Here is a 12,887-nt window from a genome sequence, read left to right as displayed (position 1 = left end):
CATGTCCACTCCCTCCCTCCTGTCCACGCCCGCGCTGGAGTTGCTCGCCCACGGCGCGGCGATCCCCGCTCATCCGCTCGCGCTGCACGAGGACGGCACGTTCGACGAGCGCCGGCAGCGCGCCCTGACGCGGTACTACCTCGCCTCCGGCGCGGGCGGAGCGGCCGTCGCCGTGCACACCACCCAGTTCGAGATCCGCGAGCGGGAGGTGGGCCTCTTCCGTCCCGTGCTGGAGCTCGCCGCCGAGACGATCGACGCCGAGGCCGGCCGGCCGTTCGTGAAGGTCGCCGGTGCCTGCGGGTACACCGCGCAGGCGGTGGCCGAGGCCGAGACGGCCGCCGAGCTCGGCTACGACGCGGTGCTGCTCAGTCCGGCCGTGCCCGGCGCCGACGAGAAGGGGCTGCTGGAGCGGGCGCGGGCGGTCGGCGAGGTGCTGCCGGTGATCGGCTTCTACCTCCAGGAGGCCGTCGGCGGGCGGTACCTGTCGCCCGCCTTCTGGTCCGCGTTCACCGATCTTCCGCACACGGCCGCGGTGAAGATCGCCCCGTTCGACCGCTACCGCACCGCCGATGTCGTCCGGGCGGTCGCCGCCGCTGACCGGGCCGACGAGGTCGCCCTGTACACAGGCAACGACGACGACATCATCGGCGATCTGCTCACCCCGTACGAGACGGCCGCCGGCACTCCGCGCTGGTTCGCGGGCGGACTGCTCGGCCAGTGGGCGGTGTGGACGGGCTCCGCGGTGACGCTGCTCGACGACGTCCGCCGGGCCCGCGCCGGGGACCACGAGGCGATGGTCCGCTGCCTGGCCCGCCGCTCCGAACTGACCGATGCCAACAGCGCGGTCTTCGATGTGCGGGGCGCCTTCCGCGGCTGCATCGCCGGGGTGCACGAAGTACTGCGCCGCCAGGGGCTGCTGGCGAACATCCGCTGCCTCGACCCGGCCGAGACGCTCTCCCCCGGACAGGCCGACGAGATCACCCGGGTGACCGCGGCCTACCCTTGGCTGACCGATGACGCCTTCGTTGCGGAGCACCTCGATGCCTGGCTCTCCTGAACCCGCCGACCGCTCCTCACGGGTCGTCGTCGCCGTACCGCCGGGCCTGCGCGCCCAGTTCTTCACCCCCGAGGTGTGGCAGGAACTGGAGCGGGCGGCCGAACTCGTCGTGATCGACGACCACTCCGACCGGGCGGCGGTCGCGGCCGCGCTGCCCGGCGCCCGTGCGCTGATCACCTCATGGCGGGCCCCCAAGGTGGACGCGGAACTTCTGGCGCACGCGGACCGGCTGGAGCTGGTGGCGCACACCGGTTCGGCGGTCGCGCCCTACGTCACCGAGGACGTCTTCCGGCGCTCCGTCCTGGTCACCCAGGCCGGCGACGAGATGGCACGCCCGGTCGCCGAAGTGGCGCTCGCCTTCACGCTGTCGCTGCTCCACCGGATCCAGCGCTTCGACCACGCGCTGCGCGGCGGGCTGGAGTGGGCGGCGGCGAGCGAGGCCCCGCCGCGCCACGAGATCCACGGCAGCGACATCGGCGTGATCGGCGCTTCCCGGACGGGGCGCGCGTACATCGGGCTGGTGCGGGCGATGGGGGCGCGGGTCGGCGTCACCGACCCGTACCTGTCGGAGGCGGACGCCCGGGAGCTCGGGGTGACGTCCGTTCCACTGGAGACGCTGCTGACCCGGAGCCGGATCGTGGCCGTGCACGCCCCGGTCACCGAGGAGACCCACCACATGATCGGCGCCGCGCAGCTGGCGCTGATGCCGGACGGGGCGGGCCTCGTGAACACCGCCCGGTCGTGGCTGGTCGACGAGGACGCGCTCCTCGCCGAACTGACCACGGGCCGGCTGGACGCGGCGATCGACGTCTTCGACTCCGAACCGCTGCCCGCCGGCCACCCCTTCCGCGCACTGCCGAACGTGCTGCTCACCCCGCACCAGGCGGCGGGCAGCGTCGAGTGCCGGCAGCGGCTGGGCACCAGCGCCGCCAACGAGGTGCTGCGGCTGCTCGCCGGGCGCCCCCCGGTCCACGCCGTCACCGCCGACGCCCTCGCCCGCCTGCACTGAGCCCCCTCCGTCCTTTCCGTCCCCCACCCCCGTACCCGTCAGGAGATCTCACCGCCATGCGACTGATGCGCATCGGCGAGCCGGGCCATGAGCGCCCGGTCGCCGTCTGCCCCGAGGGCCGCCACTACGACCTGTCCGGCATCACGGACGACATCGACGGGGCCTTCCTTGCCGCGCTGGCCGACGATCCGTACCTGATCCCCGCCGAGCCGAAGCTCCCCGAGACCGACATCACCGGGCAGCGCGTCGGCGCCCCGGTGGCCCGGCCGTCCGCGCTCCTGTGCATCGGGCAGAACTACGCGGCCCATGCCGCGGAGTCCGGTTCCGAGCCGCCGGAGCAGCCGATCCTGTTCTACAAGTCGCCGAACACGGTGGTGGGTCCGTACGACGACGTCCTCATCCCGCGCGGCTCGAAGAAGACCGACTGGGAGGTGGAGCTCGCTGTGGTGATCGGCCGCCGCGCCTCCTACCTGGACTCCCCCGCCGACGCCGCCGCCCACATCGCCGGTTACGCGGTGAGCAACGACGTCTCCGAGCGCGCCTTCCAGCTGGAGGAGTCGGGCGGCCAGTGGTCGAAGGGCAAGAGCTGCGCCACCTTCAATCCGCTGGGCCCGGTGCTGGTGACCCCGGACGAGGCGGGCGATCCGCAGCAGTTGCGGCTGCGCAGCTTCGTCAACGCCCAGCCCCGGCAGGACTCCTCCACCGCGGACATGATCTTCAGCGTGGCGCATCTGGTGCACCACCTGTCGCAGTACCTGGTGCTGGAGCCCGGTGACATCATCAACACCGGTACCCCGCAGGGCGTCGCCCTGTCCGGACGCTTCCCGTATCTGGCCGAGGGCGATGTGATGGAGGTCGAGATCTCGGGCCTGGGCCGCCAGCGCAGCCTCTGCCGCCCCGCCTGACCGGGGCCGTGACCGGCCCTCAGTCCTCCGGGAGTTCGACCGGGGCGATCTCGTCGAAGAGGTCGCCCGGGCCGGGGTTGGTGGCGTCGGTGGCACCGCCGAACTGGGTCATCACGCCCCAGACGGCGTTCAGCGCGGTCTGCACGGCGCCCTCCGCCCAGCCGGCCGTCCAGGAGATGTCGTCGCCCGCCAGGAACAGGCCCCGCTTGTCGGCGGGCAGCCGGTCCTGCATGAAGTGGGTGAACAGCCGCCGCTGATAGCGGTAGTGGCCGGGCAGGTTGGCCTTGAACGCGCCCATGAAGTACGGCTCGTTCTCCCAGGACACCGTGACCGGATTGCCGGTGATGTGCCCCCGGATGTCCACGTTCGGATAGATCTCGCCGAGCGACTTCAGCATGACGTCCATGCGCTCCGTCGCGGACAGCGGCAGCCACTTCAGGCTGTCGTCGCACCAGGTGTACGAGAGACAGATGCTGGCCGGCCGGTCCGGGCCGTCGTCGAGGAGGTACGTGCCCCGCGTCATCCGGTCGGTCAGCGTCATCGACATGGCGTCGCGCCCGGTGGTCTCGTCCTTGTCCAGCCAGAACGGCCGGTCGACGGGGACGAACAGCTTGGACGACTCCATGTAGTGGGTGCGCTCCATCGCCGTCCAGTGGTCGATCGGGAAGAGCGCGTCGTCGCAGGCGATCTTGGAGAGCAGCAGCCAGGACTGGCCGGTGAAGACGGCTGCCCGGAAGGTGCGGATGTCTCCGGAGGCGTCGGTGACGGTGATCCGGTTGCCGGCCGTGCGGTGCAGCCGGGTCACGGCGCCGCGCGGCTCGCCGCCGTGCAGCGAGGCGAGCGAGGTGCCGAGCGGCCAGTGGACGATCTTCTGCGGTTCACGTTCCCACAGGCGCAGCGGGAGCTGCTGGCTGCCGCCGACGATGGAGCGGTGGTGATCGTCCGCCTCGGTGTAGACGACGCGGAGGATCTCCAGGATGGAGTTGGGGAAGTCGGTGTCCCAGCCGCCGGTGCCGAAGCCGACCTGGCCGAAGATCTCGCGGTGGCGGAAGGACTTGAAGGCGTCGGAGTCGCAGAGGAAGCCGTAGAAGGTCTGGTTGTCGAGCTTCTCGACGAGTCGCGCCCAGATCTCCCGGATCCGCTCCACGTCGCGCTCGCGCATCGCCCGGTTCATGTCGGAGAAGTCGGCGCCCTCCTCAAGACAGGCGTTCCAGGCGTCCATCACGTCGCGGTAGACCTGCGGGAGGTCGTCGATGGTGGTGGCGTAGTGCGACTCGCCCTTCAGGTCGACGACGGTCGACGGGGTGACCGGGGAGAGCGGGTTGGGGAACGGTTTCGTCTCCAGGCCGACCAGGTCGATGTAGTGCTGGAGGGCCGTCGAGGACGGCGGGAAGCGCATCGCGCCCATCTCGGCGGTCAGCGGTTCGCCGTCCGTCGTGCAGCCGTCGAACTCGACGGTGCGCAGCCGGCCGCCGATGCGGTCCGCCTCGTAGACGATGGGCCTGAGCCCCATCTTCATCAGCTCGAAGGCGGTGACGATGCCGGAGAGCCCGCCGCCGATGACGGCGACCTCGCTGCCGTGCTCGGTCGCCGGTATCTGCCCGAGTCCCGCGGGATGGGCGAGGAAGTCGTCGTACGCGTAGGGGAAGTCCGGCCCGAACATGGTGATCGGCGGAGCTGCGTCGGTGTGCGGGACGGCCGGGGGCACCGTGGACGTCATGGGGTACGGACTCCTTGCGGGAAACAGGTGAGTGGGGGCGGGGCGGCGTGTCTCAGACGAGGGAGCCGTACAGACCGGGGCGGCGGTCGCGGAGATAGGGGTTGCCGGCCCGGGAGGTGGTCAGGAGGCCGGGGTCGACGTCGCCGATGACGAGTTCCTCGCCCCGTCCGGCGCGGGCGCGAACCGTGCCGTCGGGGCCGGCGAGGGCGCTCAGTCCGACGAACTCGAAGGGGCCTTCGGTGCCGGTCCGGTTGGCGTAGGCGATGTAGAGCTGGTTCTCGAAGGCGCGGACCGGGACGACGGAATCCGCGACGAAGGGGAAGGGGTGCATCAGCGCGGTCGGGACCAGCAGGAGATCGGTGCCGGCGAGCGCGTGGGCGCGTACGTTCTCCGGGAACTCCACGTCGTAGCAGATCAGGAGGCCGATACGGAGGCCGTCGAGCTCGGCCTGGACGACGGGCCGGTCACCGGGGGTGAACCACTCCTCCTCGAAGTCGCCGAAGAGGTGGGTCTTGCGGTAGTGGGCGAGCGCGGTCCCGTCGGGCCCGATGAGCTGCGTGGCGTTGTACAGGGTGTCGCCGTCGCGCTCCGGGTACCCGTAGTGGACGGCGATCCCCTGCCGTGCGGCGATCTCGGCGACGGCCCGGGCGGCGGGTCCGTCGGCGGCTTCGGCCAGGCGGGGCACGTCGTCCCCGATCGCGTACCCGGTCAGGAACATCTCGGGGCAGACGAGCAGTCGCGCACCGCCGGCGGCTGCACGGGTGGCGGCACTCTCCAGTACCTCGATGTTCCGGGCCACCGAGCCCGGGATCCCGGAGCTCTGGAGCAGGGCGGTGCGCAGCGGCGGCATGGCTGACCTCGGACGATACGGGCGGGGCGGGGACGTAATGACGGTACGTTCCGCGATTCACCCCGGACAAGGCGCGAGTGTTGCGCACCGACCGTCGATCTGTTGCGTCCGACCGGCCGGGCACAGCGATTCATTGCACCAGGCGGCAGATCCAGCCCGTCCGACGTCTGAGGACGGAGTCCTTGCCGGAGTACCCGGCCGCCCGTCCGTCACCGGTCGGCGCCAGGACCGGCTGCGCGGACAGCCGCACCGCTACCCCGGCGACCCCGACGAATACCGCCGCAGCAGCGGTGAAAGCACCAGGACGGACTTCGTCCGCTCGACGTACGGCTCGCCCGCGATCCGCTCCAGGACCTGCTCGAAGTGGCGCATGTCCGCGGCGAAGACCTGGACGAGCGCATCGGCGTCGCCCGTCACCGTGGACGCCGAGGCGACCTCGGGATAGCGGGCGAGCCCCTGCTTGATGGACTCGGGTGAGGTGTTGCGGCTGCAGTAGATCTCGATGTAACCCTCGGTCTCCCAGCCGAGCGCCGCCGGATCCACCCGGACCGTGAACCCCGTGATCGCCCCCTCGGCGCGCAGCCGGTCCACCCGGCGTTTCACGGCGGGTGCGGACAGCCCGATGATCGAGCCGATGTCGGCGTAGGAGCGGCGGGCATCTTCGGCGAGGGCGTGGACGATGCGTTCGTCGAGGTCGTTCAGTCGCACGTCGTACGGGTCACTTCTCTGCGAGGGCGAGGGCCCTGGTCGGGGTCGGGCACGGCTGCTGCCGGGGGCGGTCGTGCCGCCCCCGGCAGTAGACCATGGGCCCGCCCCGCGGGGCGCGCTCAGCGCAGATGGCGCCGGGTCGCAGAAGGATCAGTGAGGCATCAGAAGGGGAACTGCGAGCGGCCGTGCTGCACGGAGATCCACTTCTGCGTGGTGAAGGCCTCCAGCATCGAGTCGCCGTTCAGCCGCCCGAGCCCGGAGTTCTTCTCGCCGCCGAAGGGGACGATGGGCTCGTCGTGGACGGTGCCGTCGTTGATGTGGATCATGCCGGTACGGATGCGCTGCCCGACCCGGACCCCGCGCTCGATGTTGGCGGTGTGAACGGCGCCGCTCAACCCGTACGGGGTGTCGTTGGCGATCCGGACCGCCTCGTCCTCGCCGTCGAACGGCACGAGGAGGGCGACCGGGCCGAAGATCTCCTGGGACAGCACGGGGGAATCGGGCGCCAGGCCGGTGAGGACGGAGGGGCTGACGACGTTCCCTTCGGCCCCTCCGTGCAGCAGCGCGGTCGCGCCGGCCTCGACGGTCTGGTCCACGAGGGTGGAGATGGCCTCGGCCTGGGTCGAGTTGATCAGCGGGCCGATCTGGGTCGCCGGGTCGGCCGGGTCACCGACCCGCAGCGAGGCGACCTTCGCGACGAACTTCTCGGTGAACTCCTGCTCCACCGCACGGTCGACGAGGATCCGGTTGGCGGCCATGCAGACCTGCCCCTGGTGCACGTACCGGCTGAACACCGCCGCGTCGACGGCGTAGTCCACATCGGCGTCGTCGAGCACGATCAGCGCGCTGTTGCCGCCGAGTTCGAGCACCGAGCGCTTGAGGTTCGCCGCGCACACCGTCGCGACGTGCCGTCCGACCTTGTCGGAGCCGGTGAAGGAGATGACCTGCGGTATCGGGTGCTCCAGCAGCGCGTCGCCGATCTCCGCGATGTCGGTGACGACGACGTTCAGCAGTCCGGCCGGCAGTCCGGCGTCCTCGAACACCTTGGCCACCAGCGTGCCGCCGCAGACCGGGGTGTTCTGGTGCGGCTTGAGCACCACGGCGTTGCCCAGCGCGAGGGCCGGGGCCACGGACTTCAGGGAGAGCAGGAAGGGGAAGTTGAAGGGGCTGATGACCCCGACCACGCCGACCGGCACCCGATAGACGCGGTTCTCCTTGCCCGGGGTCGGCGAGGGCAGGATCTGCCCGGTGGACCGCAGTGCGAGCTGGATCGCCTCGCGCAGGAACTCCTTGGCCAGGTGCAGCTCGAAGGCCGCCTTCAGCCGGGTGCCGCCGAGCTCGGCGACGATCGCGTCACCGATCTCGTCCTCGCGCTCCTCGACGATCCTCAGGGCCTTCTCCAGCACCGCTCGCCTGGCGTACGGGTTGGTGTCCGCCCACGCCTGCTGAGCGGTCTCGGCCGCGCGGTAGGCCTGGTCCACCTCGTCGGCCGTGGCGACCGTGATGGAGGCGAGCTTCTCCCCGTCGAACGGGTTGAAGTCGATGATGTCCCAGGAACCCTTGCCCGGCCTCCACTCGCCGTCGATGTACTGATGGGCCAGGTCAGTGAAGAAGGACATGAGATCCCTTACCGCAGAGTGGCGGGCAGCTGAGTGGGATTCATATTACTTATTTTTCAACAGAGTTGGTATGCATCCCGGCCCTCCCGGCAGCACCGCTTCCGGCCATGCCCCGGCCTCCGGACGCCCCGGAGACAGCCGTGCCCCTTCCGGCGTGAACAGCCGGAAGGGGCACGGTCGGTGCGAGGGAGCGGGATCAGCCCCAGCTGGCGTGCAGCGGCTTGCCCTCCGCGTAACCGGCGGCACTCTGCACACCCACGACCGCCTTCTCGGCGAACTCCGCGAGGGAGCCCGCACCGGCGTACGTGCAGGAGGAGCGGACGCCCGCGATGATCGAGTCGACCAGGTCCTCGACTCCGGGACGGGACGGGTCCAGGAACATCCGCGAGGTGGAGATGCCCTCCTCGAAGAGGGCCTTGCGGGCCCGGTCGTACGCCGACTCGTCGGACGTACGGTTCTTCACGGCGCGCGCGGACGCCATACCGAAGGACTCCTTGTAGAAGCGCCCGTCCGCGGACTGCTGGAGGTCGCCGGGCGACTCGTGCGTCCCGGCGAACCAGGAGCCGATCATCACGTTGGACGCGCCGGCGGCGAGCGCCATGGCCACATCGCGCGGGTGACGGACGCCGCCGTCGGCCCAGACGTGCTTGCCGTACTTCTTCGCCTCGGCGGCGCACTCCAGGACGGCGGAGAACTGGGGCCTGCCCACACCCGTCATCATCCGGGTGGTGCACATCGCGCCGGGTCCGACACCGACCTTGATGATGTCCGCGCCGGCCTCGATGAGGTCGCGCACACCCTCGGCGGCGACGATGTTGCCGGCGACGATCGGCACCTGCGGATCCAGCGCCCGGACCGCTCGCACCGCGCTGATCATGGACTCCTGGTGACCGTGCGCGGTGTCGACGACAAGGGTGTCGGCGCCGGCGTCGAGGAGCTGCTTGGCCTTGCCCGCCACATCGCCGTTGATGCCGACGGCGGCCGCGATCCGCAGCTTGCCCGCCGCGTCGGTGGCCGGCGTGTAGAGCGTGGCGCGCAGTGCGGCCTTACGGGTGAGGATGCCGACGAGCCGGCCGTCCGCGTCGACCGCGGGGGCGAGCTTGCGGTTGGCGCCGTCGAGCTTGTTGAACGCGTCGCGCGGGTCGATGTCCGCGTCCAGCAGCACGAGGTCCTTCGACATGACCTCGGAAAGCTGGGTGAAGCGGTCGACGCCGGTCAGGTCGTGGTCGGTGACGACGCCGACGGGACGCCCGTCACCGTCGACGACGACGCCGGCTCCGTGGGCCCGCTTGGGCAGCAGGGACAGCGCGTCGGCGACCGTCTGGCCGGGGGCCAGCACGATGGGGGTGTCGAGCACGAGGTGGCGCGTTTTCACCCAGCTGATGACCTCGGTGACGACCTCGATCGGGATGTCCTGCGGAATGACGACGAGCCCACCGCGACGGGCGATGGTTTCGGCCATCCGGCGGCCCGCGATGGCCGTCATGTTCGCGACGACGAGCGGGATGGTGGTGCCGGTTCCGTCGGGCGAGGAGAGGTCGACCCCCTGGCGGGATCCGACCGCCGACCTGCCCGGAACCATGAAGACGTCGTCGTACGTGAGGTCGTACGGGACGGAGGGGGACTCTGTGTATCGACCGGTGCCGGGCTCAAGAAAACGCATAACACTCATTTTTTCATACGAAATGGCGCAGGTCGCTTCCACGAAGACACAGCAAACGACTCCCGCCTTCGTATGTTCCTCCAAGGAACAGGATCGGGAGTCCCGGGCAAGTGGAACCTGCCTTGCCCGCAGACCCTACCCGAGGGGTGCCGGAATCATTCGTGATCACCTTCCCTGGACCTGGTGACTCGGGGTCAGGTAGCTTCAAACGCGCAGGTCCCGCGGGTCACCAGGCACCCCGGAGCATCAAGGCGGCGCGGCCACAACTCCCGCCACACGTACGACCGGAGAGGATCACGACCCGCCCGTGGAGAGCGAACTGCCGGACATCTACTGCCCGTTCCCCCAGCGGACGAACCCGCACGTCGGACACGTACGGGAGCACCTCGACAGCTGGACCCGCAACACCGGCCTGGTGCACCGGGATTCGGCCAGGGACCGCTTCGAGCAGGCGGACTTCGGGGCCTTCGTCGGCATGGTCTACCCGACCGCCGACAGCAAGAACCTGGACCTCGTCGCCGACTGGTTCGTGTGGCTGTTTCTCGTCGACGACCAACTGGACGACGGACACCTGGGCCGGAGCCCCGACCGCGTACGGGACGTGGTCGCGCTGATGCAGTCCGTGGTCGAGGGCACCGGCACGGGCACCCTGGCGAACGAGCGGCTGCCGGCCGCGGTCGTCGCCCTCACGGACCTGTGGGAACGCACGACGCCGGCCGCCCCGGCCCACTGGCGGCGGCGCTTCGCCCGGCACCTGATCACCTACCTCACGACGGCCACCACCTGGGAGGCGGGCAACCGTGCGGACGGGGTGGTCCCGGCCGAGGCGACGTACATCGAGAAGCGCCGCCACACGGGCGCGATACACGTCTGCATGGACCTGATAGAGATCGTGGCCGGCATCGAGGCACCCGAGTCGATCCACAACGACCCGCGCTTCATCACCGCGCTCGAAGCCTCGTGCAACGTCGTGTGCTGGGCCAACGACGTGTATTCGTACGAGAAGGAGCAGGTTCTCGGCGAGATCCACAACCTCGTGCACCTCGTCCGGCACCACCGCGGTTTCGGCAAGCAGCAGGCGCTGGAACACGTCTGCACGGAGATCGCCACGGAGACCGAGCGCTTCCTGAGCGCGGAGGCCGAGCTGCTGGCCGCCCATCCGCAGCTCGCCCCGATGCTGGAGCCGTATCTGGACGGGATGCGGAGCTGGATGCGCGGGAACCTCGACTGGTCCCGGCAGACACCGCGTTACAACCCGGCCGACGTCAGCCAGTACAAGGAGCCGGAGCAGTATCTGGAGGCGACGGTACTGGGCGTCGGGCAGGACTGACCCGGACACGACGGAACACGCGGGAGGGGCGGGCGGTGTCATCACCGCCCGCCCCTCCCGCCGTGTTCGGGGCTCACTCCCCGTCGGGGTCGGCACGCTCCAGCGCGGGCCGGCGCGGCGCGGCCGAGTCCGTCAGCAGGTAGTCGGCCGCCGCGGTGTCGGTGACCAGGCTGGTGACGAGACCGGACCGCAGGACCGCCCCGATCGCCGCGGCCTTGCGCTGGCCGCCGGCGATAGCCACCACCTCCGGGATCCGTCGCAGCCGGTCCGCTTCGACCGTGATGCAGCGCTCGCCGAGGTCGCGGCCGACGCGGCGCCCGTCCGAGTCGAAGAGATGCGCCGACATCTCGGCGGCGACGCCGAGCGAGGCGTAGTGCTCGCGCTCCTCGTCGGAGAGCATGTCGTGGACCGTGGAGATCCCGGGCTCCCAGGAACCGATGGAGACGGCCGCGACCGTCACCTTGTCGAAGTACTCGAAGGCGCGCGCGATGCCCGTCTGGTGGCGCAGCGCGGCGGCCGTCGCCGGGTCGGGGAGCAGCATCGGCGCGTAGATGGGGTGGGCCTCGCCGCCGGACACCTGGGCGGCACGCCGCACGGCCTCGACCGAGCCGCGCTCGGCCGTTCCCGCGTCGTAGACCCCGGTGAGCTGCACGACCGTGCAGGGCGGCAGCCGGTCGAGGGCCGCCGCCATGTGGATGGTGGACCGCCCCCAGGCGAGCCCGAGGACATCACCCTCGTTCACCAGTTCGCCGAGCAGGTCGGCCGCGACCTCGCCCAGGTTCTCCGGGTCGGCGGCGTCGTCCTGCTCCTCCGCCGGGGACTCGACCACGACCGCGTGGCGCAGCCCGTAGCGGGCGCGGAGCGCGTCGGAGCGCTCGGCGTCCAGCTCCGCGGGGACCCGGATCTCGATCCGTACGAGGTCACGTTCCAGGGCCGTCTCCAGGACCCGGGCCACCTTGAAGCGGCTGACGCCGAACTCCTCGGCGATCTGGATCTTGGATTTGCCCTCGAGGTAGAAGCGGCGGGCCATGGCCGCCGCCTGCACCAGCTCCGCGGGCCCCATCCGCAGGGCGGACCGGCCCGCCGACATTGCAGACACCGCGTTCTCCTCACTGCTGTTCACGCTCTCGATACGCCGTTCATCCTGTCAGATACGGCGACCCTTGATCGGTCCCGTCGGACCGCGTTCATCTGCACTTGGCCCGGCCGACGTGCGATCGGGGGCCGGAGGGGGTGCCTGCGCCGTCATCGGCGTCAGTGGCCGCACGCCCACCCCGCCGAGGCGATGGCCCCGTCGGCCTTGGCGCGCAGGGCCCGGACGGCATCGGCCGGGTCCTTCGCCCCGTACACGGCGGAACCCGCGACGAAGACGTCCGCCCCGGCCTCCGCGCACCGCTCGATCGTGGACTCGGAGACGCCGCCGTCGACCTGGAGCCAGAGTTCGAGTCCGTGCCTGGAGATCAGCTCACGGGTGCGGCGGATCTTCGGCAGCATGATGTCGAGGAAGGACTGGCCCCCGAAGCCCGGCTCCACCGTCATGATCAGCAGCATGTCGAGCTCGGGGAGCAGGTCCTCGTACGGCTCGATGGGCGTCGCCGGCTTGAGCGCCATGGACGCGCGGGCACCCTTGGCCCGGATCTCCCGCGCCAGCCGCACGGGCGCCGCCGCCGCCTCCACGTGGAAGGTGACCGACCCCGCGCCCGCCTCGACGTACTGCGGGGCCCAGCGGTCCGCGTCCTCGATCATCAGATGGCAGTCCAGCGGCGTGCTGGTGGCCCTGCTGAGCGATTCCACGATCGGGACACCGAGCGTCAGATTGGGCACGAAGTGGTTGTCCATGACATCGACATGGAGCCAGTCGGCACCTTCGACGGCCTGCGCCTCCTCGGCGAGACGTGCGAAGTCGGCGGAAAGAATACTGGGGTTGATCTGGGCCATGGGGCCAAGCCTGCCATGCTCCGGGGCACTTCCCCGCTTCGGTGCGCTCCAAAGCCTCACGGGATCATTACAGTTCGCGCATTCCCGG

The 12,887-nt window shown here is 70.6% G+C and carries 11 protein-coding genes; 4 read left to right on the top strand and 7 right to left on the bottom strand.

What is annotated here, in order from left to right; translation table 11 throughout:
* Position 1: 1 nt before the first annotated feature.
* From OG959_RS32965 to OG959_RS32955, 3 genes are read left to right on the top strand one after another with little or no spacing between them, the layout of a single operon-like run.
* A complete protein-coding gene (locus OG959_RS32965; protein WP_326664360.1) occupies positions 2 to 1,057 on the top strand; it encodes a dihydrodipicolinate synthase family protein in 1,056 nt (351 codons plus the stop codon).
* A complete protein-coding gene (locus OG959_RS32960) occupies positions 1,041 to 2,066 on the top strand; it encodes a hydroxyacid dehydrogenase (protein WP_326664358.1) in 1,026 nt (341 codons plus the stop codon). Before OG959_RS32965 ends, OG959_RS32960 begins: the two co-directional genes overlap by 17 nt.
* A gap of 56 nt (positions 2,067 to 2,122) precedes the next feature.
* Positions 2,123 to 2,971 (top strand): fumarylacetoacetate hydrolase family protein, encoded by an 849-nt coding sequence (locus tag OG959_RS32955; protein ID WP_326664356.1) that lies wholly within the window; start codon positions 2,123 to 2,125, stop codon positions 2,969 to 2,971.
* A 19-nt stretch (positions 2,972 to 2,990) separates the two neighbouring features.
* On the opposite strand, the gene OG959_RS32950 is transcribed toward OG959_RS32955, so the two are convergent.
* The 5 genes from OG959_RS32950 to OG959_RS32930 all read right to left on the bottom strand — a co-directional run bounded on the left by OG959_RS32950 (position 2,991) and on the right by OG959_RS32930 (position 9,531).
* The gene (locus tag OG959_RS32950) at positions 2,991 to 4,691 is read right to left on the bottom strand and encodes a flavin monoamine oxidase family protein (protein ID WP_326664354.1); all 1,701 of its coding nucleotides are present in this window, start codon (positions 4,689 to 4,691) and stop codon (positions 2,991 to 2,993) included.
* A gap of 52 nt (positions 4,692 to 4,743) precedes the next feature.
* Positions 4,744 to 5,541, bottom strand: a complete 798-nt coding sequence (locus OG959_RS32945; protein ID WP_326664352.1) for a carbon-nitrogen hydrolase family protein — start codon at positions 5,539 to 5,541, stop codon at positions 4,744 to 4,746.
* A gap of 252 nt (positions 5,542 to 5,793) precedes the next feature.
* Complete coding sequence (locus OG959_RS32940; RefSeq protein WP_018103925.1) at positions 5,794 to 6,249, bottom strand: Lrp/AsnC family transcriptional regulator; 456 nt, start codon at positions 6,247 to 6,249, stop codon at positions 5,794 to 5,796.
* 161 nt (positions 6,250 to 6,410) lie between these two features.
* Positions 6,411 to 7,868 (bottom strand): aldehyde dehydrogenase family protein, encoded by a 1,458-nt coding sequence (locus OG959_RS32935; protein ID WP_326664350.1) that lies wholly within the window; start codon positions 7,866 to 7,868, stop codon positions 6,411 to 6,413.
* 196 nt (positions 7,869 to 8,064) lie between these two features.
* Positions 8,065 to 9,531: a GuaB1 family IMP dehydrogenase-related protein gene (locus OG959_RS32930; RefSeq protein WP_219570752.1), complete on the bottom strand. Its 1,467-nt coding sequence runs from the start codon at positions 9,529 to 9,531 to the stop codon at positions 8,065 to 8,067.
* A gap of 307 nt (positions 9,532 to 9,838) precedes the next feature.
* On the opposite strand from OG959_RS32930, the gene OG959_RS32925 reads away from it, so the two are divergent.
* A complete protein-coding gene (locus tag OG959_RS32925) occupies positions 9,839 to 10,861 on the top strand; it encodes a terpene synthase family protein (RefSeq protein ID WP_326664347.1) in 1,023 nt (340 codons plus the stop codon).
* Between the two features lie 73 nt (positions 10,862 to 10,934).
* On the opposite strand, the gene OG959_RS32920 is transcribed toward OG959_RS32925, so the two are convergent.
* Both OG959_RS32920 and rpe read right to left on the bottom strand, forming a co-directional pair.
* Positions 10,935 to 11,951, bottom strand: coding sequence for a sugar-binding transcriptional regulator (locus tag OG959_RS32920; RefSeq protein ID WP_326666780.1), 1,017 nt, complete (start codon positions 11,949 to 11,951; stop codon positions 10,935 to 10,937).
* Positions 11,952 to 12,115: 164 nt separating this feature from the next.
* Positions 12,116 to 12,799 carry a ribulose-phosphate 3-epimerase gene (gene rpe, locus OG959_RS32915; protein WP_326664345.1) on the bottom strand — a complete coding sequence of 228 codons (684 nt, stop codon included), beginning with the start codon at positions 12,797 to 12,799 and terminating at the stop codon, positions 12,116 to 12,118.
* Between the last annotated feature and the right edge of the window lie 88 nt (positions 12,800 to 12,887).

This window comes from Streptomyces sp. NBC_00385, from assembly GCF_035917155.1.
Lineage (GTDB): Bacteria > Actinomycetota > Actinomycetes > Streptomycetales > Streptomycetaceae > Streptomyces > Streptomyces poriferorum.
Note: the sequence above shows the minus strand (reverse complement) of the source record. Positions and strands in the feature narration are given on the sequence as shown.